Source organism: Mycolicibacterium agri, assembly GCF_002553505.1.
In the GTDB taxonomy this organism is placed as follows: Bacteria; Actinomycetota; Actinomycetes; order Mycobacteriales; family Mycobacteriaceae; genus Mycobacterium; species Mycobacterium agri.
This window is the reverse complement of sequence record NZ_PDCP01000035.1, coordinates 44511-63382: the sequence shown is the minus strand read 5'-3', so window position 1 is coordinate 63382 and position 18872 is coordinate 44511. Positions and strand designations below refer to the sequence as shown.

Sequence of the window (18872 nt, the reverse complement as noted above, 5' to 3'; positions counted from 1 at the left end):
ATGGAAAAGTGGGGCAACGCCATGTTCGTCACGCCCGGCGTGGTGATCGACGGCAAGCTGCACACCCATTCGCTGGTCGACATCAACCTCGGCATCCGAATCCTTTTGGGCCACAGCTACTACGACGACTGGACCGACCAGGAGATGTTCGTCAAGACCGATCCGCTCGGCAATCCGGTGGATCGGCGCCACCCCTGGAACCAGCACACCAACCCGCGGCCGCAGAAGCGCGACTTCGACGGGGCATACAGCTGGGTGATGGCGCCGCGCTGGTTCGACGGCAAGGATCATCTGGCGCTGGACACCGGCGGCGGTCCGCTGGCCCGACTGTGGGCGACCGCACTGGCGGGCCTGGTCGACATCGGCTACGTCAAGGCGACGGGCAACAGCGTGCAGATCAACCTGCCGAAAACTGCGCTCAAGGGTCCGGTCTCGCTGGAGTGGAAGATCCCGCAGTACGGCAGCAATACGATTGAACGCAACCGCGCCAGAACGTACTTCCAGGCCTATGCCGCGGCATGCGCACTGCACTTCGCCGAGAAGGCGCTCGGCGAGATCCGCGCCGGTCGCACGAAGACGTGGGAGAAGTTCGAGGTGCCGAAGGAGGGTATCGGCTGCGGGTTCACCGAGGCGGTGCGCGGCGTGCTGAGCCATCACATGGTGATCCGGGACGGCAAGATCGCCAACTACCACCCGTATCCGCCGACGCCGTGGAACGCCAACCCCCGCGACAGCTACGGCACTCCGGGGCCGTATGAGGATGCGGTGCAAGGCCAGCCGATCTTCGAGGAGAACGACAGGGAGCACTTCAAGGGCATCGACATCATGCGCACGGTGCGCAGCTTCGATCCGTGCCTGCCCTGCGGTGTGCACATGTATCTGGGCAAGGGCAAGAAGATCGAGAGGTTGCACTCCCCCACCCAGTCCGTCACCGGGGAATGACATATGCCGCATCGCCCGGAGAACCCCGATCAAGATGCACAGTGGCGCACGGCGGGCGATCGGATACAGAACCTCCTCGACGCCAGCGCAGCCGGTGGCGTCGTGGCGCGCGAACGTGCCGAGCAACTGGCCCGTGAGATAACCGACCTCTACGGCGCCGGGCTGGAACGGATGCTGCGCATCGCCGTTTCAACGCATCCGGAGCTTGCCGACGCGTTCGCCGCCGACGATCTCATTGCCAGCCTGTTGCTCGTCCACGGCCTACACCCGCACGCCGTCGAGCGGCGTGTGCAGGACGCGCTGGATAGCGTGCGGCCCTACCTCGGCTCGCACGGCGGCGACGTGGCGCTCCTCGAAGTCGACGGCGACGTCGTGCGGCTGCAGTTCACGGGCAGCTGCAAGAGCTGCCCGTCGTCGTCGGTCACCCTCGAGTTGGCCGTCGAGGACGCGGTGCGCGCTGCGGCGCCGGAGATTTCGACCATCGAGGTGGTGGCGGCGGAGCCTGCGGCACCGGTGATTCCGGTCGACAACCTGCTGCGTCGCGTGCGCACGCACGCGTGGCACCCGGTGCCTGATCTCGCGGGCCTGGCCCCGGGTGAGGTCGGCGGCTTCGCGGTCGGGGGCAGCACCGTGCTGGCCTGCCGGGTGGGTGATGCGCTGTTCGCCTACCGCGACCGCTGCGGCAGTTGCGGCGAATCGCTGGCGGGTGCCGCGTTGCACCGCCGCATGGGCGCCGGAGGCGACGTCGTACTGCGGTGTCCGCGGTGCCACGCGCATTTCGACGTCGTTCACGCCGGCGCCTGTGTCGACGGAAACGGCTCGGCCGATGCACATCTCGAGCCGGTGCCGCTTCTCGAGCGCGACGGTGTGCTGTGCATGGCGCTGGCCGAACAGGAGACAGTCGCATGACTTGCGAGCGAGAAGCGAAGGCGGATCGCGTATGACTTGCGAGCGAGAAGCGAAGGCGGATCGCGTATGACTTGCAAGCGAGAAGCGAAGGCGGATCGCGTATGACTTGCAAGCGAGAAGCGAAGGCGGATCGCGTATGACCAACGCGTACGACGTTTTGGCGCGTATCCGGGCGGCGCGCAGCGCGCCGCAGCCGGCCGGTGAGCGCTGCGAGATGTGCGCCGAGCCGATCGCCGACGAACACCAGCATGTGGTGAATGTTGAAGGCCGCCAGTTGATGTGTGTGTGCCGCGGCTGCTACCTGCTGTTCACCGACACCACCGCCGAGTTGCGCTACCGCGCCATCCCCGACCGCTATCTGGCCTTCCCCGACTTCGCGCTGGACCGGCGGCATTGGGAGGCGCTGCAGATTCCGGTCGGGCTCGCATTCTTCTTCCGCAACTCGGCGCTGGGTCGCACCGTCGCGTTCTATCCGGGGCCGGCCGGCGCCACCGAGTCGGAGCTGGATCTGTCGGCGTGGAACGACATTCGCGCCGCCGACCCGCGGGTCGACATGCTCGCCGATGACACCGAGGCGGTGTTGGTGCGGGTGGGCGATGCGGACGAAACCGCCGCGCCGCGCAGCTATCTGCTGCCGATCGACACCTGCTACGAGTTCGTCGGTCGACTCCGCCTGCTGTGGCACGGGTTCGACGGCGGCCAGCAGGTCAGGGCGTTCATCGATGAGTTCTTCGAAATCCTCGACGCGAAAAGCGAACTGGTGGCGCCATGACCGATATCACCTTCGCCGTCGTCGGGATCGAGCCGGAGAGCTACGCCGTCACCCCGACTTTGAATGCGCGACTGGGTGTCGCCGCGGTCGGCGACGACGCGATCCATGCGATCGCGTTGCGCTGCCAGGTGCGCATCGAACCGATGCGTCGGGGATACTCCGACGACGAGGCCGCCGGCCTGCTCGACCTGTTCGGGCCGCGCGAACGGTGGGCCAACACCATGCACAACTTCCAATGGCTGCAGACCGCCGCGATGGTGCAGGGATTCACCGGCGCCACCCAGGTCACCCTGCCGCTGGAATGCACCTACGACTTCGAGGTGGCCGCCGCCAAGTATCTACACGCCCTTCGCGACGGCTGCGTGCCGCTGCAGTTCCTGTTCAGCGGAACGATTTTCGCCAAGGGTCCGCGCGGGTTCGAGGTGCGGCAGGTGCCGTGGGACCGCGAGGACCGCTTCCAGATGCCGGTGTCGGTGTGGCGCGACCTCATCGCGCAGCACTACCCGAACACCGGGTGGCTGCGGCTGCACCGCGACACGATCGACGCTCTGGCGGCATACCGGTCGGAGCGCGGCCTGCTGTCCTTCGACGAGGCGGTGACCTCGCTGCTGGAGGAGAACAAGACCGAGGAGTTGCGATGACGACCTCGGAGGCAAGGAGCAACAGGCGCGGCGACTGGGATCGGGCCCGTGCCGTCGCCGATGCCGTGCTCTACGAGGGCTATCTGCTCTACCCGTACCGCGCGAACTCGCGCAAGAACCAGACCCGTTGGCAGTTCGGTGTGTTGGGGCCTGCGGGTGCAGTCGACGCAGGAATCGGCGAGCACGACTCGCTGTCCGCCCAAATGGTCGTCGCGCCGCAGGGCGATCCAACGCTGTCGGTCGTCGTGCGGTTCCTGCAGTTGCAGCACCGCGGCGTCGAAAAGGACGTCGGCGGAGGGCAATTCGAGCCGGTCGTCGAACTGGTGTCGGGAGAGCAGTCCTGGCTGCGCTGGGATGAGGCGGTCGAACGCGAAGCCTCGTTCGGGCCACTGCACGTCGGGGCCGACCTGCCGCAGACGCTGCCCATCGACGTCGACGCGGGCACCGACATCGAGGACGTAGACGGCGGCAGGCTGATCCGCACGCGCCGGGCGTTGCACGCCCAACTGGACCTCTCGGCCGAACCCCTCGACGGCTTCGTCCGCCTGACGATGACGGTGCGTAACACCGCGCCGCCGGCGGCCGACAAGGACGATGCGATCGCCGTCTCCCTCATCGGCACGCACATCATCGCCGAAGTCCGCGACGGTGAATTCGTGTCGCTTCTCGACCCGCCTGCGTCGGCGGAGGGCACCGTCGCCGAATGCGAACACCACCGCTGCTTCCCGGTGCTGGCCGGCCCGCCCGGCAACCACGCGCTGATGCTGGTGTCGCCGATCATCCTTTACGACCACCCCGAGATCGCCGAGCAGAGCAAGGGCGCGCTGTACGACTCCACCGAGATCGACGAGATCCTCACGCTGCGCATCATGACGATGACCGACGAGGAGAAGGCGGCAGCCAGGGCCACCGACCCGCTGGCCGCGCAGATCATCGACCGCTGCGACTCGATGTCGCCCGAGGCGATGCTCGACCTACACGGTGTGCTGCGCAACCCGCACGCGGCCGACGGTGTAGGGCTGATCCCGGAGATACCCGAGGGTGTCGACTGGTGGGATCCGCTGGCCGACATCGCGGTACGGCCGGAGATTGACGCCGTGCTGGTGGACGGGGTGCGGGTGAGCCGCGGCAGCCGCGTTCGGCTGCACCCCTCGCGGCGGGCCGACGCCCAGGATCTGTTCTTCGCCGACAAGATCGCGCGGGTCACCTCCGTGCATGAAACCGTCGACGGGGACCAGCACGTCGGCGTGGTCCTCGAGGACGACCCGGCCGCCGATCTGCACGACTGGTACGGCCGCTACCTGTACTTCGCACCCGATGAGGTCGAACCGTTGAGTGAAAGGAATCCGACATGCAAGCAGTAGGTGTCACCGCCACCGTCATCGCGGGGATCATCGTGCTCGCCGCAGTGGTACTCTGTGTGCGTTCGCTGCCGGATCTGAACCGGTATATGAAGATTCGCCGCATGTAGGTGGATGAGGTCAGTGAGGATGGTGCAATCACGTCCCGGATTCTGGTAGCCGGCATCGGCAACATCTTCCTCGGCGACGACGGTTTCGGACCCGAGGTGATGCGGCATGTGCCGGAAAAGATCACCGATCCGCGGGTGCGGGTCGCCGACTACGGCATCGGCGGTATGCATCTGGCCTATGACCTGCTCGACGGCTACGACGCGCTGGTGCTCGTCGACGCCCTGCCCAATCGCGGGTCGCCCGGCACGCTGCACGTGATCGAGGCCGACCACGAAAGCCTCGGCGGGCAGGTCGGTTTGGACGCCCACGCGATGGATCCCGCCGCGGTGTTCGCCAGCCTCGCCGCGCTCGGCGGCACCCCGCCCTACACCATCGTGGTCGGCTGCGAGGTCGACAACGTCGACGAGGGCATGGGGCTCTCACCCGCTGTCGCCGCCGCCGTTCCCGCCGCGGTGGCCGCGGTCGGGGACGCGGTGGCGCGCCTGCTCGACGGTGTGAGAGCGAGCTGACCATGTGTCTTGGAATCCCCGGCCAGGTGGTGCGGATGCTCGAAGGCTACGGCGGGCAGCTGGCGCTCGTCGACGTCGCGGGCGAGCACCGCAAGGTGAACGTCGGCATGCTGCCCGAGGAGACCTTCAACCCGGGTGACTGGGTGATCATCCACATGGGCTTCGTCGTCGAGAAAACCGACAAGGCGGGCGCGGACGCCGCGCTGTCCGGGTTGAAGATGATGGGCAGCGGCGAAGACGTCGAGGCGTCACCATGACCGGGCGGCGCCGGCTGCGGATCTGCGTGCGGGGCGTCGTCCAGGGTGTCGGCTTCCGGCCCTTCGTCTACACCTGCGCCGCCGCGCTCGGCCTGACGGGGTCGGTCCGCAACGACAGCGCCGGCGCCGTTATCGAGGTCGAGGGCGATCGAGGCGATCTCGACGAGTTCCTGGCCCGGCTCACCCACCGTGCTCCGCCGCTGGCGGTCATCGAAGCGATTGACACGCAGGATATTCCGGTCATCGGCGGCACCGGCTTCACGATCGCGGACACCTCACGATCCGACGGCGGCCGCACGCTCGCCTCCCCCGACGTCGCCATGTGCGCCGAATGCGCCGCCGAACAGCGAGATCCGGGCAACCGCCGGTACCGACACGCCTTCATCAACTGCACCAACTGCGGCCCGCGGTTCACCATCATCGCCGAGCTGCCCTACGACCGCGCGACCACCACGATGGCGGGCTTCCCGATGTGCGCTGACTGCGAGCGCGAGTACCACGACCCCACCGACCGACGCTTCCACGCCCAGCCGGTCTGCTGCCCGAACTGTGGGCCGACCCTGCGCTACCGGGCCGATGACGGCACCGTCACCGACGGCGATGCCGCGCTGGAGGAGGCCCGAAACCTGCTGCGCGGCGGCGGCATCCTCGCGGTCAAGGGCATCGGCGGCTACCACCTGGCATGCGACGCCGCCGACGAGCGCGCCGTCGCCGAACTGCGGCGGCGGAAGCGGCGCGGCGACAAGCCGTTCGCGGTCATGGTGCGCGACTTGGAAACCGCGCACCGAATCGTCGACGTCGACGAGGCGTCGGAGCGGCTGCTGGCCGGCCCGCAGCGGCCGATCGTGTTGATGCCGCGACGGGCAGGCGCGGGCGCCGCCGACGCGGTGGCACCGCACAACCCCGACCTCGGCGTCATCCTCGCCTACACGCCGCTGCACGTGTTGCTGTTCGGCCTTCCCGGCGACGCCCCGGCGCCGCAGGTGCTGGTGATGACATCGGGCAACCTGGGCGGTGAACCGATCTGTTTCGCCGACGACGACGCGCTGGACCGGCTTTCGCATCTGGCGGACGGCTGGTTGACGCACGACCGCGCGATCCTGGTGCCCTGTGACGACTCGGTGGTGCGGGTGGTCAACGAAGTCGAGTTGCCGATCCGGCGCTCCCGCGGCTACGCGCCGCTACCGGTCGCGCTGCCGGTGCCGCTGCCGCCGACCCTGGCCGTCGGAGGCGACCTGAAGAACACGCTGGCGCTCGCCGACCAGAAGTACGCGTGGCTGAGCCAGCACATCGGCGACATGGACGATCTCGCCACGCTGTCCGCGTTCGACGCCGCCGAGCGCCACCTCGAGGAACTGACCGGCGTCGCGCCCGAAATCGTCGTGGCCGACGCGCATCCGGGCTACCGCTCCACGGCGTGGGCGCAGCGCAACGCCGACGGGCGGCCGGTGCGCTCGGTGCAGCATCACCACGCCCACATCGCCGCGGTGATGGCCGAGCACGGGCTGGACGGGTCGCAACGCGTCCTCGGCTTCGCGTTCGACGGAACCGGATACGGCCCCGACGGCGCGGTCTGGGGGGGCGAAGTGCTGCTCGCCGACTACAAGGGCTTCGAGCGCCTCGCGCATCTGAAATACGTTCCGCTGCCCGGGGGTGACGCCAGCGTGCTGCGGCCCTACCGGATGGCGTTGGCGCATCTGTGGGCGGCGGGCCTGCAGTGGCATGACGACCTGCCGCCCGTGCAGTTCTGCCCCGACGAAGAGCGCCGGGTGCTGCGCCGGCAGTTCGACACCGGATTCGGGTGTGTGCCCACGTCCAGCATGGGCCGGTTGTTCGACGCGGTCTCTGCGCTGGCGGGCGTGCGCCAGTCCGTCGCCTACGAAGCCCAGGCCGCCATCGAGTTGGAGGGAATGGCCCGCAACTGCGACTGCGGCACAACGGGATACGCGTTCGGCATCGATGACACCACGACACCGGTGATCATCGACCCGGCACCTGTGCTGGCGGCGGTCCTCGCCGACGTCCGCGCCGGTGTCCCGGCCGCGATGATCGGCGCGCGGTTCCACCGTGCGGTCGCCAACATGGTCGTCGACCTGGCGGGGCTCCACGACACCGACGGTGCCCCGATCGCGTTGTCGGGCGGCGTCTTCCAGAACGCGCTTCTCCTGCGGACGGTGTGCGCCGGCCTGCAGGCCAGGGGCCTTCAAGTCATCACGCACCGCCACGTGCCACCCAACGACGGCGGCATCGCACTGGGTCAGCTTCTTGTCGGGACGGCGGGCTGACGATGACGACGCTGCACGACCACATGTTGCCCGCCGGATACGCGTTGTTCGCACGGTACGCCTTCCCGCCGAACGAACTGGGCTACTGCGGCCCCGCCGAGGCGGAGGTTTTGCTACGCGGCGACAACCCCGCCGCAGTCGCCGAACACGCCAAGGCGTTCGACGGCGCATGGCCGTACCTGCATGCGATCGCCGAGGCGGCCGGCATCGCCGACCCGCTCGATGCCGAAGTGGTGCACGACTATTGGATCGGGGGGCCGCTGCTCGGCCGCGTCGACCCCGCACATCTGGTGGCGAACCTGCGCCGCGCGTTCGCCGGTCAGGTCACCGGTCTGCTCGCCGATCCGGGCATAACTCAGGGCGCGCTGGCTCATCACAGCTTTCAAGTGCTCGTGGTGTATCCGTGGGTGCGGTTCCTCGACCGGGACGCGGCCACGGCTTTGAAAGTGCTGCAGGACTGCCGGATCCGGTGGGGCACGGTCGAATCCGTCGACAACGAGCACGTATGGACTACCGCCCGTGCCTTGACCTACGCCGACGGCGTCCTGGCCCTCGGCGAGCCGCGGCGCGAGCGGGTGCGGTGGCGCAAAGACGGCGTCTCGTTGATCGAAGCGCCGCGGCCCGGCGATGTGGTGTCGGCGCACTGGGATTGGACCTGCGGCGTGCTCACCGACGCCGAATGCGTGGCACTGGCCGACTCGACGCAAACCACGCTCGACCTCGTCAACGCCGCCCGTACTGAGGAGCGAAACCGATGACTGTCACCACCAATTCGACCTTCGTCGACGCCGACCTGTCGACGGATTTGGCGGCCGCTGCGCTGGACATGGCCCGCAGATTCCACGCGGGCGCGACGCTGTGGGTGCTTTCCCCGCAATGGGAACCGCACGCCCACCACGTCGCCGTCGAGTTCGTCCATCCGGTGATCATGGGTAAACGCGCGCTGCCGTCGGTGGCGCTCGTCGAACCCGATCCGGTGGCGCAGGCCCGCGTCGCCACCCAGCCCGGTGACCTGTTGATGGCCGTGGCGTCGGCCGACCAGCCGGCCGTCATCGACGCGATGCGGCGCGCCCCGGCGTGGGGTGCGCGCACGCTGTGGATCGGTTCCGGCCCGCGCCCACCCGCCGGGGCCGCCGACCACATCCTGTGGGTCGACTCCGACGACCCGATGGTGCCCGCCACCGGCCGCTTCGTCCTGCTGTATCACCTGCTGTGGGAACTCACCCACGTCTGCTTCGAACACCCCGGTCTGCTCAAACCCGAGGCCGACGAATGCGCCGACGACGTGTGCGTCACGTGCAGCGACGAGGGCAGGCTCGGCGAAGTGGTGCTCGAGCCCGCAGAACCGTTGGGGCAGGCCCTGGTTCGCACCGCCAAGGGCGAGGAATGGGTCGACGTCAGTGTGCTCGGCGACGTGGCACAAAACGACCTGGTGCTGGTGCACGCGGGGACAGCGATCGCGCGCGTGGATGACGGGGAGGTGGATCGATGACCACACACGACGCCGGAAGCGGCGGCACGAAAAGCACTGAGAGCACCGGCTTCCTCTATCCGTTCATCGAGTCCGAGGAAACCGACGCGGGCAGCCTCCTCGACGACCTCGCCGCCTCGGCACGCGGCAAGGCCGCCGAAAGCGCTCGCCTGCAACAGGAGTCGCTGGACGAGTACGGGCCGGCGTTGACCGCGGCGGGCACGGAGATGGCCGAACGCTTCCAGCGCGGCGGCCGTCTTTACACGCTTGGCAACGGCGGCAGCTCGACCGACGCGGCGACGCTGGCGTCACTGTTCAGTCGCCCGGCGCGCGGACGCGCGGTCGCGGCGTGGTCGCTGGCCGCCGACGAAGCGGTGGTGACGGCCCTGGGCAATGACGTCGGCTTCGAGCTCATCTTCAAGAGGCAGATCATCGCCCACGCCCGCGACCGCGACGTCGCGATCGCGCTGTCGACCTCCGGCAACTCCGAGGACCTGATGACCGCGATCACCGAGGCCAAGCGCCGCGGGCTGTTGACGATCGGGTTCGCCGGGCACGACGGTGGCCGCATGGCCGTCGCCGACGACCTCGACTACTGCTTCACGGTGCACAGCCAGAGTATTCACCGCATTCAGGAGAGCCACGCGATGCTGGGCTTCCGGCTCTGGTCGGTCGCGCAGGAGCACATGTCCCGCCGCCGCAATGGAGTACACACGTCATGAGCTCAACCGATGCGATGACCGCCGCCGAACGCGAAGACCGGGTGCTGGAGCGGATCGACAAGTTCCGTCAGCGGCGGCCACGGCTGCTCGACGACGTGGTGACGCTCGCGCACGGCGCGGGCGGCAAGTCGTCGGCGGCGCTCGTCGACGCCGTTTTTCTCGAAGCGTTCCGCAACGACGAACTCGAACAACTCGGTGACGCGGCCGGGTTGCGCACACCGTCCGGTGAACGGCTGGCGTTTTCCACCGACTCGTTCGTCGTTTCACCGCGGCGCTTCCCGGGCGGCTCCATCGGCCATGTCGCCGTGCACGGCACCATCAACGACCTCGCGGTCTCCGGTGCACGCCCCCAGTGGTTGTCGGCGGCGTTCGTCATCGAAGAGGGCTTCCCCATCGACGAACTGCGCGAAATCGTCGCGGACATGAGCGAAGCCGCCGCGAAAGCGGGCGTGCAGATCGTCACCGGCGACACCAAAGTCGTCGGAAAGGGCGCAGCCGACGGGGTTTACATCAGCACCGCAGGGGTCGGCGTGGTGCCCGAGGGCAGGCAGCTTTCCGCTGAGCTGGTGCGTCCCGGCGACAAGGTCGTGGTGTCCGGCTCGATCGGTGAACACGGGATGGCCGTCATGCTGGCCCGCGGCGACCTGGCCATCGACGCCGACATCGCCTCCGACACCGCACCCGTGCACGAGCTGGTCGAGTTGCTCCTCGAGGCCGCGCCGTCGACACGGTGGATGCGCGACGCGACCCGGGGCGGGGTGGGGACGGTGTGCAACGAACTGGTCAAGGACCGCCCGTTCGCACTCGTCCTCGACGAACGGAGCCTGCCGGTGCAGCCGCAGGTGCTCGGCGCCTGCGACATGCTCGGCATCGACCCGCTGTATGTGCCCAACGAAGGCAAGTTCGTCGCCGTCGTCGCGCCGGAGGAGGCCGACGCGGCCGTCGGCGCGCTGCGCACGCATCCACTGGGCGCGCGGGCGACGGTCGTCGGCGACATCATCCCCGAACCCAACGGCATTGTCGCGCTGCGGACTTCGTTCGGCGGCAGCCGAATCGTCGACATGCTCGTCGGCGACCCACTACCCCGCATCTGCTGATGCGTCGCGTGAAAGGAGTTTGACGATGTGTCTGGGAATCCCCGGCCAGGTGGTCGACATCGTCGACGCCGAACAGTCGCTGGCCAAGGTCGACGTCAACGGCGTCCGCCGCACCATCAGCGTGCGACTGCTGGCCGACGACAACCTGCAGGTCGGCGACTGGGTGTTGGTGCACGTCGGATTCGCGATGGCCAAGATCGACGAGCACGAGGCGAAGCTGACGCTCGACCAAGTGCAGAAGATGGGCGCCGACTACATCAACGAGATCGAGGCCTTCAACTCCTCCGAAATCGCCTGAAAGGCTTGACATGAAGTTTGTCGACGAATTCCGCGACCCCGCCGCCGCACGCGCTCTGGTCAAATCGATCACCGAGCTGGCGGGCGGCGACGAATTCAAGTTCATGGAGGTGTGCGGCGGTCACACGCACACGATCTACCGGCACGGCATCGAGCACCTGCTGCCCGAATCGGTGGAGCTCGTTCACGGACCGGGATGCCCGGTGTGTGTGATCCCGATGGGCCGCGTCGACGACGCGATGTGGCTGGCCGAACAGCCCGGAATCATTTTCACCACGTTCGGCGACATGATGCGGGTGCCCGGATCCAAGGGAAATCTCATCGAGGCCAAAGCGCGTGGCGCCGACGTCCGGTTCGTCTACTCCCCCCTCGACGCGCTGAAGGTCGCCGTCGACAACCCCGACAAGCACGTGGTGTTCTTCGCCGTCGGTTTCGAGACCACCGCGCCGTCCACCGCGGTGACGCTGGTGCGCGCCCGCGCGCTGGGGGTGCGCAATTTCAGCATCTTCTGCAACCACGTCACGATCGTGCCGCCGATCAAGGCCATTCTCGAATCCCCTGATCTGCGGCTGTCGGGCTTCCTCGGGCCCGGTCACGTGTCCACCGTCGTGGGGCTGCGGCCGTACCGGTTCGTGCCCGAGGTGTACGGAAAGCCCATCGTGGTGGCCGGATTCGAGCCGCTCGACATCCTGGCGTCGGTGCACATGCTGCTGCAGCAGATCAGGGACGGCCGTTGCGAGGTCGAAAACCAGTACACCCGCGTGGTGCGCCCCGAAGGCAACACGCAGGCGTTGAAGCTGATGTCCGAGACGTTCGAATTGCGGCCCCACTTCGAGTGGCGCGGGCTTGGATTCATTTCGCAGAGCGCGTTGAAGATCCATCAGGACTACGCCGAATTCGACGCCGAGCGCAAGTTCGACATGCCCGGTGTGCGCGTCGCCGACCCCAAGGCGTGTCAGTGCGGCGAGGTGCTCAAGGGCGTCATCAAGCCCTGGGAATGCAAGGTTTTCGGCACCGCATGCACCCCCGAAACGCCGATCGGCACCTGCATGGTCTCCCCCGAGGGCGCCTGCGCCGCCTACTACAACTTCGGCAGGCTGCACCGCGAAACCGCCGCGCTGCTCGGCCAGCCGCGGTAGCCGGTTACCGCGACGAATTCCGGGGTAGGCGAGTGACAGTCGCCGCGGTGTGTGCGACGGCGGTTAGGAGTAATCATGAGCAGTCCACAAGACCGCTTCGCCGGGGAACCGGCACCAGGAACGCGAGACACCGGGTCAGACAAGCCGTCCGGCGGCGAGGACCGTCCGTCGGGCGCGTTGAAGGGCGACGAATCGGTGCCCGGCTACGGCGAAGAGGGTAGCGAAGACTTCGACACCACGATGACCAACGAACCGCCCCGCGACGTCGAACCGGCCGTCCCGCCCTACGAAGGCCGCAAGACGCAAGCCGACTCTTAGCCCGTCACGACTGCCGGTCACCACTGATCGCGCGGGACGTCGAAATCGGCGCACAGCGCCCGCCAGACGTCGCGCGGGTCCACGCCGTCCTCGATGGCCTGCGCGGCCGTGCGCCCGCCCAAGCCGGTCAACACGTGATCCAACAGCAGCGACTGTGCGCGCGCCGGGCCGAATTGGTTCTCGACGAGTTCATTGAATTCGGTCAACCGCACGCGACCAAACGTACGCGAGGCCGCGCTGTGTCACGGCCCACAGCCGGGGTACTCAATCGGGGCAACTGCACCTGACAGCCCGAGGGAAGCAAAGTGACCACACAGCAGAAAAGCATCATCGACGACATCGTCGCCGACCACCGCGAATTCGAGGCCGTGTTCAAGGAGCTCGAAAGCACTACCGATCCCGACACCCGGCGTGCGCTCGCCGAGCATGTGATCACCGGCCTGGTGCGCCATTCCGTCGGCGAAGAGATGTATCTCTATCCCGCCGCGCGGCGCGTGCTGCCCGACGGCGACAAGATCGCCGACCACGAGCTACACGAGCACGCCGAGGCCGAAGAGATCATGAAAGCCATCGAGAAGACCGACGACGAGGGCCCGGAATTCGACAAGCTGGTCGGCAAGTTGATCGACGACATCCGCCACCACATCGAGGACGAGGAAGGCGAACTGCTGCCCAAGCTGCACGACGCGTGCGACGCCGATGAGCTCGGCGAGCTCGGCAGCAAGTTCGAGGCCGCCAAGAAGATGGCGCCGACGCGGCCGCATCCGATGGCGCCGGATACGCCGCCGGGCAACAAGATTCTCGGCCCGGGAGTCGGGTTGATCGACCGCCTGCGGGACGCGCTGAGCGGCCGCAACACCTAGGCCCGCAACACCTAGGCCAGCGTCTTCATCGCGTCGTGGCACACCCGCACCGGGTCTGCCACGTCGGCGACGCTTGCCCCGGCCCGCTTGGCGGCCTCGGCGTAGCGCGGCGCGGCCAGCACATCAATGACGGCCTCGGCCAGCGCGGCGGGCTCCAGTGGCCGGATGAGTCGCGCACTGCCTTGGCGCACAAGGCGGTTCGCGATCTCCCACTGGTCGCCGCCGCCGGGCACCACCACCATCGGCACCCCGGCCAGCAGCGTCTTCGACACCATGCCGTGCCCGCCGCCGCAGATCACCAGATCGGCGTGGGACAGCAGTTCGTCCTGGCGGCCGAGGCCGACCACGGCCCACGGCGGCACCTCGAAGTCGGCACCCGACAGCCGGGACACCACCACCCGCGACCCCTCGGGCAGCACCTCACCTGGCCGCAGTGTTTCAAGCGCGATCTCGGTCAGGCCGCGGGTGCCGGTGACCGCCGTCGACGGCGCCACCACGATGACCGGCCCGTCACCCGGCGGAATCTCGAGCACCGCGTCGGTGGGCTCGAAATGCAACGGGCCGACGACGACCGCCTCCTCGGGCCAGTCCGGCCGCGGCACCTCGAGCGCGGGTAACGTGGCGATGAGTCGACGCAGCGGGCCGGGATCGGTTGCGGGCAAACCGATTTGAACCCGCACAGCCGAGCGCTGCCGGATGCCCTCGCGCCAGGAGCGCGCCGTCATCGCCCGCATGATCGCATCGCGCAGCCGCCCGCGAATGCCCACCCCCGGAGCAAGGCCGCTGCCCAGCGGCGGCAACCCCTTCGACGGCCGGTACAGCGGTGCCGGGTTCAGCTCGATCCACGGGATGCCCAGCAGTTCGGCGGCCAGCCCGCCGCAGGCGGTGATCACATCGGAAACCACCAGATCCGGCGCGAGGTCCCGCAGCACCGGCACATTGAGCACCGCCATGCGCCCGGCGCGCTGATGGATCTTGGCGCCCGCGTCGGTGTCGTCGTCGAGCTCGGTCGGGTCAAGCCCGATCAGCTCGACCGCATCCACCCCGGCCGCGCGGGCGGTGTCCAGCCATTCGGTGCCGGTCAACAACGTCGCCGTGTCGCCGGCAGCGACGAATCGGCGGCACAGGGCGAGCGCGGGAAAGGCGTGCCCGGGATCGGGACCGGCGACCACCGCGACGCGCATGCGGCTACCCTGCCATAACCCCCACCACTACGCTTGAGCGCCATGACGGCTTCCGAAGTGGACACCACTGCCAACGCACGCACGGTCGAGACGTTCCTGTACGCCATGCAGGACGAGGACTACGACACCGTGGACGCCCAGCTGGCCGACAACGTGCTGTACCAGAATTTCGGCTACACGACGATGCGCGGCCGCCAGCGGATCGTGAAGCTGTTCCGCCGCGGTGCGGGCAAGGTCGGCTTCGAGGTGAAGTTCCACCGCGTCGCCGCCGAGGGCAACGTGGTGTTCACCGAGCGCACCGACGCGCTGATCTTCGGGCCGCTGCGGGTGCAGTTCTGGGTGGTCGGCGTGTTCGAGGTGCACGCCGGGCGAATCACGTTGTGGCGGGACTATTTCGACGGATTCGACTTCTTCGTCAAGGCGCCGCTGCGCGGGCTCATCGGGATGGTCATCCCGTCACTGCGCCCAACGATGTGACTACGCGCGCTTGAGCTGGCCGAGCTCGTCGAACGCCTGCGCCCACCCGGTGAGCCGGTCGGTGGCGTTGACCAGCTCGTCGCGGTAGCGCCGCTGCGACATCGGCGAACTCGACATCGGGCCGTTGTTGGCCGCCGACACCAATTGCGCTGCGGCGGTGACCATGTCGTTGTACTGGCGGGCGCCGTTCTCGAGTTGGGCGGTGAACGCGCTGATGGTCGGCGCCAGGTGGGACCGCGATTGCGGAGCATTGGCGATCGCCCGCTCCATCGACACCACCTCCGCGGCCGTCGCCGCCATGGTCGCCGCGGACTGATTCGCGACCGCGACCAGTTCCCGCAGCTCATCCTGGGGCAGCATCTTGCCCCGCTCCATCACGCTGATCAGCGAGAACAACCCACGTTCGGAGGCCGCCAGCGCGGCCATCGGCTGCCGGGCCGCCGAGCCCCACGGCGGCAGCTTACGGGTGGCCCGCGACCGCGGCGGCGGCAACGGCTCCTTGCGTAGCCAGCGGTAGCGCAAAAACGCCAGCGTGGCCAGGAAACCCGCACCGACAGCGATCGGCGCGGGGATGAGCAGCGCCCACACCGGCGTGCTCCACGATGCGAGCACACCCGTCACAAAGACGAAGAAGATGCATGCGCCGGTGAAGAACAACGCCAGCCGAAGCGCCCATTTGCGCTTGCGCAGCAGCTTCGCGCGGGGATCGGCGACGGCGTTGAGCTTCTGCGCCAGGACATCGGAGAACTCGGCGGCCGTGTCGATTCCGCGTTGCATCAGCGACCGCCACGCTTCCGGTCTGCTAGTTGTCGAACGCTGTTTCACTGCCAATCCTCGTCCGCCAATCCCACGACGGGCTATTGGGTTCTATTGAGTCCTGTTGGCCTATTGGCCGAGCGGCTTCTCGGGTGTCGCCTCGGGCGTCGACGCGGGGGTAGCCGGAGCGCCGGTACCCTGCGCGTCGCCCGACGGCAGCGCCTCGCCGCGCATCGAGGCGCGGATCTGCTCGAGCCGCGAGTGGCCCGCCATCTGCACGCTGGCCTGCTGGACCTCCATCATCCGGCCCTGCACCGAGTTCTGCGCCAGCTCGGCCGCGCCCATCGCGTTGGCGTAGCGGCGTTCGATCTTCTGGCGCACCTCGTCGAGGCTCGGGGTGTTGCCGGGAGCGGCCAGTTCGCTCATCGACTGCAGCGACGCGCTGACCTGTTCCTGCATCTTGGCCTGCTCCAGCTGGCTGAGCAGCTTGGTGCGCTCGGCGATCTTCTGCTGCAGCATCATGGCGTTCTGCTCGACGGCCTTCTTCGCCTGGCTGGCGGCCTGCAGTGCCTGGTCGTGGAGGCCCTTGAGGTCTTCGACGCTCTGCTCGGCGGTCACCAGCTGCGCGGCGAAGGCCTCGGCGGCGTTGTTGTATTCGGTGGCCTTGGCCGCGTCGCCGGCCGCGGTGGCCTGATCGGCCAGCGTCAGCGCCTGGCGGACGTTGACCTGCAGCTTTTCGATATCGGCGAGCTGGCGGTTGAGCCGCATCTCCAGCTGACGCTGGTTGCCGATCACCTGGGCGGCCTGCTGCGTCAGCGCCTGGTGCTGGCGCTGGGCCTCCTCGATCGCCTGCTGAATCTGCACCTTCGGGTCGGCGTATTCGTCAACCTTCGAGCTGAACAGCGCCATCAGGTAGCGCCACGCCTTGACGAACGGATTGGCCATGGGTTCATTCCGCCTTCGTTGTCTGGATCTGCTTGCAGGTGACTACTGCCAACCTATCGGTTTCACGCAGACCAGAACAGCTACGCGACCGCCATCGAGACCTCGTGCGGGATGACGACCTTGGTGGTCTCGTCGATATTCGCCGCGCCTTCGCGGGCGAACTCCCGAAGCTCCTCCTGCGCCATCTCGTCACCGGCGTCGGCCAGCACCCGTGAGAGCGGAATGTCAAGGGCGCCGCAGATCGCGCTGAGCAGTTCGCTCGACGCCTCCTTGCGGCCGCGTTCCACCTCCGACAGGTAGCCCAGGCTGACCCGCGCGGCGTCGGAGACCTCACGCAGGGTGCGGCCCTGGTCGATGCGGGCACGACGCAGCACGTCGCCGATCACCTCGCGCAGCAATGTCGCCATCGTGCTCTCCTTCAATTGGCTGGTATTAGAGCAACGCCACGGACCGCCGAGATGGTTCCCGTTCGGCGGCAATTAGCTCAGATCAAAGCCCGCGGAAGCCGCCGAGGGCCGGCGAAGGTCACTGACCAGCGAGGCGACCGCGCGAATCGCGGATCGCGCTGGCCACGTAGTCGATGCCGGTGAGCACGGTCAGCGCGACCGCGATCCACATCACCACCCAGGCGCCGGTCAGCCACGGCCCGGACAGCGGCAGCACGAACAGCCCGATCGCCACCGCCTGGACGAGGGCTTTGAGCTTTCCGCCGCGACTGGCCGGGATGACGCCGTGGCGCAGCACCGCGAAGCGCAAGGCGGTGATGCCGACCTCGCGGCCCATGATGACGATCGTCACCCACCACGGCAGGTCGCCGAGCATCGCCAGACCGATCAGCGCGGCGCCAACCAGCGTCTTGTCGGCGATCGGGTCGGCCAGGCGACCGAAATCGGTTTCGATTCCGTAGCTGCGGGCCAGCGCACCGTCGAACCGGTCGGTGATGACCGCGACCGCGAAGATGATGAAAGCAAGGACGCGCCATGGCGTTTCGTGGCCGTCGCCGGCAAACAACGCGATCAGGAAAACGGGAACGAGGACCAACCGCAATCCGGTGAGGACGTTGGCGATGTTCGCGACCTTCGCGCGAGGAATCACCGGATCGGTATGAGGTTGGCCCGACACCGCAACAGAATATCGGTTGCACCTGCCGATACCCTCGCTCCTGTGGACCAGGAGGGCTCTTCGCGGGCTGACGGGCTGGTGGTGCGCCGCGCCCGCACCTCGGATGTGCCGGGCATCAAGGAACTCGTCGACATCTATGCCGGGCGCATCCTGCTCGAGAAAAACCTTGTGACGCTGTATGAGGCCGTGCAGGAGTTCTGGGTCGCCGAACGCGACGGCAGGCTGATCGGCTGCGGCGCGCTGCACGTGCTGTGGGCCGATCTCGGCGAGGTGCGCACCGTCGCGGTGCATCCGTCGGTGAAGGGCCAGGGCGTCGGGCACCTGATCGTCGACCGGCTGCTGGACACCGCGCGCGAACTGCACCTGCAGCGCATTTTCGTGCTCACCTTCGAGACCGAGTTCTTCAGCAAGCACGGGTTCACCGAGATCGAAGGCACGCCGGTCACGGCGGAGGTCTACGAGGAGATGTGCCGTTCCTATGACACCGGCGTCGCCGAGTTCCTCGACCTCTCCTACGTCAAGCCGAATATCCTCGGCAACACCCGCATGCTCCTGACCCTCTGACGGCTCCCATTACGCCGAAACCAACGTTTGGGCGCAAAAGTGCGAGTGGCGCGCGCCATTTTGTCGGTCTCGGTGCTCAGGCGGGGGCGCTATGTCGTTCAGTGGGGCGCTACTGGTCGCTCGGCCGGGC

25 protein-coding genes are annotated in these 18872 nt (G+C 67.9%); 19 read left to right on the top strand and 6 right to left on the bottom strand.

Annotation, left to right across the window (positions count from 1 at the left end; genetic code table 11):
• From CQY20_RS19330 to CQY20_RS19255, 16 genes are all read left to right on the top strand, one after another.
• Positions 1-942: nickel-dependent hydrogenase large subunit (locus tag CQY20_RS19330; protein ID WP_165789276.1), on the top strand; the 942-nt coding region annotated here is incomplete at its 5' end.
• Between the two features lie 3 nt (positions 943-945).
• Positions 946-1851 carry a NifU family protein gene (locus CQY20_RS19325; RefSeq protein ID WP_097941694.1) on the top strand — a complete coding sequence of 302 codons (906 nt, stop codon included), beginning with the start codon at positions 946-948 and terminating at the stop codon, positions 1849-1851.
• 136 nt (positions 1852-1987) lie between these two features.
• The gene (locus CQY20_RS19320) at positions 1988-2623 is read left to right on the top strand and encodes a DUF5947 family protein (RefSeq protein WP_097941693.1); all 636 of its coding nucleotides are present in this window, start codon (positions 1988-1990) and stop codon (positions 2621-2623) included.
• On the top strand, positions 2620-3264 hold the full coding sequence (locus CQY20_RS19315) for a DUF6084 family protein (protein ID WP_097941692.1): 645 nt from the start codon (positions 2620-2622) through the stop codon (positions 3262-3264). Before CQY20_RS19320 ends, CQY20_RS19315 begins: the two co-directional genes overlap by 4 nt.
• Positions 3261-4628: a hypothetical protein gene (locus tag CQY20_RS19310; RefSeq protein WP_097941691.1), complete on the top strand. Its 1368-nt coding sequence runs from the start codon at positions 3261-3263 to the stop codon at positions 4626-4628. The genes CQY20_RS19315 and CQY20_RS19310 overlap by 4 nt, the downstream gene beginning before the upstream one ends.
• Positions 4616-4735 (top strand): DUF6893 family small protein, encoded by a 120-nt coding sequence (locus CQY20_RS36210; protein ID WP_097941690.1) that lies wholly within the window; start codon positions 4616-4618, stop codon positions 4733-4735. The genes CQY20_RS19310 and CQY20_RS36210 overlap by 13 nt, the downstream gene beginning before the upstream one ends.
• Complete coding sequence (locus CQY20_RS19300; protein WP_272938821.1) at positions 4736-5245, top strand: hydrogenase maturation protease; 510 nt, start codon at positions 4736-4738, stop codon at positions 5243-5245.
• Between the two features lie 2 nt (positions 5246-5247).
• On the top strand, positions 5248-5502 hold the full coding sequence (locus tag CQY20_RS19295; protein WP_097941689.1) for a HypC/HybG/HupF family hydrogenase formation chaperone: 255 nt from the start codon (positions 5248-5250) through the stop codon (positions 5500-5502).
• Positions 5499-7787 (top strand): carbamoyltransferase HypF, encoded by a 2289-nt coding sequence (gene hypF, locus CQY20_RS19290; RefSeq protein WP_097941688.1) that lies wholly within the window; start codon positions 5499-5501, stop codon positions 7785-7787. Before CQY20_RS19295 ends, hypF begins: the two co-directional genes overlap by 4 nt.
• Before the next feature lie 2 nt (positions 7788-7789).
• Positions 7790-8545, top strand: coding sequence for a DUF6390 family protein (locus CQY20_RS19285; protein WP_097941687.1), 756 nt, complete (start codon positions 7790-7792; stop codon positions 8543-8545).
• On the top strand, positions 8542-9279 hold the full coding sequence (locus CQY20_RS19280; RefSeq protein ID WP_097941686.1) for a hydrogenase assembly protein HupF: 738 nt from the start codon (positions 8542-8544) through the stop codon (positions 9277-9279). The genes CQY20_RS19285 and CQY20_RS19280 overlap by 4 nt, the downstream gene beginning before the upstream one ends.
• Positions 9276-9980, top strand: a complete 705-nt coding sequence (locus tag CQY20_RS19275; RefSeq protein ID WP_097941685.1) for a D-sedoheptulose-7-phosphate isomerase — start codon at positions 9276-9278, stop codon at positions 9978-9980. Before CQY20_RS19280 ends, CQY20_RS19275 begins: the two co-directional genes overlap by 4 nt.
• Entirely contained in the window at positions 9977-11077 is a 1101-nt protein-coding gene (gene hypE / locus CQY20_RS19270; RefSeq protein ID WP_163700357.1) for a hydrogenase expression/formation protein HypE, read from the top strand. Before CQY20_RS19275 ends, hypE begins: the two co-directional genes overlap by 4 nt.
• 25 nt (positions 11078-11102) lie before the next feature.
• Positions 11103-11375, top strand: a complete 273-nt coding sequence (locus CQY20_RS19265; protein WP_097941683.1) for a HypC/HybG/HupF family hydrogenase formation chaperone — start codon at positions 11103-11105, stop codon at positions 11373-11375.
• Positions 11376-11385: 10 nt separating this feature from the next.
• The gene (gene hypD / locus CQY20_RS19260) at positions 11386-12513 is read left to right on the top strand and encodes a hydrogenase formation protein HypD (RefSeq protein ID WP_097941682.1); all 1128 of its coding nucleotides are present in this window, start codon (positions 11386-11388) and stop codon (positions 12511-12513) included.
• A 75-nt stretch (positions 12514-12588) separates the two neighbouring features.
• A complete protein-coding gene (locus CQY20_RS19255; protein ID WP_097941681.1) occupies positions 12589-12831 on the top strand; it encodes a hypothetical protein in 243 nt (80 codons plus the stop codon).
• 17 nt (positions 12832-12848) lie between these two features.
• Here the strand turns inward: CQY20_RS19255 and CQY20_RS19250 are convergent, their stop codons facing one another.
• Positions 12849-13043 carry a DUF3046 domain-containing protein gene (locus tag CQY20_RS19250; RefSeq protein ID WP_097941680.1) on the bottom strand — a complete coding sequence of 65 codons (195 nt, stop codon included), beginning with the start codon at positions 13041-13043 and terminating at the stop codon, positions 12849-12851.
• Between the two features lie 93 nt (positions 13044-13136).
• On the opposite strand from CQY20_RS19250, the gene CQY20_RS19245 reads away from it, so the two are divergent.
• A complete protein-coding gene (locus tag CQY20_RS19245) occupies positions 13137-13694 on the top strand; it encodes a hemerythrin domain-containing protein (RefSeq protein ID WP_097941679.1) in 558 nt (185 codons plus the stop codon).
• 11 nt (positions 13695-13705) lie between these two features.
• On the opposite strand, the gene CQY20_RS19240 is transcribed toward CQY20_RS19245, so the two are convergent.
• Entirely contained in the window at positions 13706-14878 is a 1173-nt protein-coding gene (locus tag CQY20_RS19240) for a glycosyltransferase (protein WP_097941678.1), read from the bottom strand.
• 42 nt (positions 14879-14920) lie between these two features.
• Here CQY20_RS19240 and CQY20_RS19235 point away from each other — a divergent pair, with 42 nt between their 5' ends.
• Positions 14921-15355 (top strand): limonene-1,2-epoxide hydrolase family protein, encoded by a 435-nt coding sequence (locus CQY20_RS19235; RefSeq protein ID WP_097941677.1) that lies wholly within the window; start codon positions 14921-14923, stop codon positions 15353-15355.
• Here CQY20_RS19235 and pspM read toward each other — a convergent pair whose 3' ends face one another.
• The 4 genes from pspM to pgsA form a co-directional block, all read right to left on the bottom strand.
• A complete protein-coding gene (pspM, locus tag CQY20_RS19230) occupies positions 15356-16132 on the bottom strand; it encodes a phage shock envelope stress response protein PspM (protein WP_097941676.1) in 777 nt (258 codons plus the stop codon).
• Positions 16133-16240: 108 nt separating this feature from the next.
• On the bottom strand, positions 16241-17056 hold the full coding sequence (gene pspA, locus CQY20_RS19225; RefSeq protein ID WP_097941675.1) for a phage shock protein PspA: 816 nt from the start codon (positions 17054-17056) through the stop codon (positions 16241-16243).
• Between the two features lie 80 nt (positions 17057-17136).
• Complete coding sequence (clgR, locus tag CQY20_RS19220) at positions 17137-17463, bottom strand: transcriptional regulator ClgR (RefSeq protein WP_097941674.1); 327 nt, start codon at positions 17461-17463, stop codon at positions 17137-17139.
• A gap of 118 nt (positions 17464-17581) precedes the next feature.
• On the bottom strand, positions 17582-18178 hold the full coding sequence (gene pgsA / locus CQY20_RS19215) for a CDP-diacylglycerol--glycerol-3-phosphate 3-phosphatidyltransferase (protein ID WP_097941673.1): 597 nt from the start codon (positions 18176-18178) through the stop codon (positions 17582-17584).
• A gap of 81 nt (positions 18179-18259) precedes the next feature.
• Here pgsA and CQY20_RS19210 point away from each other — a divergent pair, with 81 nt between their 5' ends.
• Entirely contained in the window at positions 18260-18742 is a 483-nt protein-coding gene (locus CQY20_RS19210; protein WP_097941702.1) for an amino-acid N-acetyltransferase, read from the top strand.
• The last annotated feature ends 130 nt before the right edge of the window (positions 18743-18872 follow it).

Bases quoted from the DNA above. Each gene is read 5' to 3' on its own strand.
- CQY20_RS19325 (WP_097941694.1), top strand. From the start codon at position 946: ATGCCGCATCGCCCGGAGAACCCCGATCAAGATGCACAGTGGCGCACG.
- CQY20_RS19320 (WP_097941693.1), top strand. From the start codon at position 1,988: ATGACCAACGCGTACGACGTTTTGGCGCGTATCCGGGCGGCGCGCAGC.
- CQY20_RS19315 (WP_097941692.1), top strand. From the start codon at position 2,620: ATGACCGATATCACCTTCGCCGTCGTCGGGATCGAGCCGGAGAGCTAC.
- CQY20_RS19310 (WP_097941691.1), top strand. From the start codon at position 3,261: ATGACGACCTCGGAGGCAAGGAGCAACAGGCGCGGCGACTGGGATCGG.
- CQY20_RS36210 (WP_097941690.1), top strand. From the start codon at position 4,616: ATGCAAGCAGTAGGTGTCACCGCCACCGTCATCGCGGGGATCATCGTG.
- CQY20_RS19295 (WP_097941689.1), top strand. From the start codon at position 5,248: ATGTGTCTTGGAATCCCCGGCCAGGTGGTGCGGATGCTCGAAGGCTAC.
- hypF (WP_097941688.1), top strand. From the start codon at position 5,499: ATGACCGGGCGGCGCCGGCTGCGGATCTGCGTGCGGGGCGTCGTCCAG.
- CQY20_RS19285 (WP_097941687.1), top strand. From the start codon at position 7,790: ATGACGACGCTGCACGACCACATGTTGCCCGCCGGATACGCGTTGTTC.
- CQY20_RS19280 (WP_097941686.1), top strand. From the start codon at position 8,542: ATGACTGTCACCACCAATTCGACCTTCGTCGACGCCGACCTGTCGACG.
- CQY20_RS19275 (WP_097941685.1), top strand. From the start codon at position 9,276: ATGACCACACACGACGCCGGAAGCGGCGGCACGAAAAGCACTGAGAGC.
- hypE (WP_163700357.1), top strand. From the start codon at position 9,977: ATGAGCTCAACCGATGCGATGACCGCCGCCGAACGCGAAGACCGGGTG.
- CQY20_RS19265 (WP_097941683.1), top strand. From the start codon at position 11,103: ATGTGTCTGGGAATCCCCGGCCAGGTGGTCGACATCGTCGACGCCGAA.
- hypD (WP_097941682.1), top strand. From the start codon at position 11,386: ATGAAGTTTGTCGACGAATTCCGCGACCCCGCCGCCGCACGCGCTCTG.
- CQY20_RS19255 (WP_097941681.1), top strand. From the start codon at position 12,589: ATGAGCAGTCCACAAGACCGCTTCGCCGGGGAACCGGCACCAGGAACG.
- CQY20_RS19240 (WP_097941678.1), bottom strand. From the start codon at position 14,878: ATGCGCGTCGCGGTGGTCGCCGGTCCCGATCCCGGGCACGCCTTTCCC.
- CQY20_RS19235 (WP_097941677.1), top strand. From the start codon at position 14,921: ATGACGGCTTCCGAAGTGGACACCACTGCCAACGCACGCACGGTCGAG.
- pspM (WP_097941676.1), bottom strand. From the start codon at position 16,132: ATGCAACGCGGAATCGACACGGCCGCCGAGTTCTCCGATGTCCTGGCG.
- pspA (WP_097941675.1), bottom strand. From the start codon at position 17,056: ATGGCCAATCCGTTCGTCAAGGCGTGGCGCTACCTGATGGCGCTGTTC.
- clgR (WP_097941674.1), bottom strand. From the start codon at position 17,463: ATGGCGACATTGCTGCGCGAGGTGATCGGCGACGTGCTGCGTCGTGCC.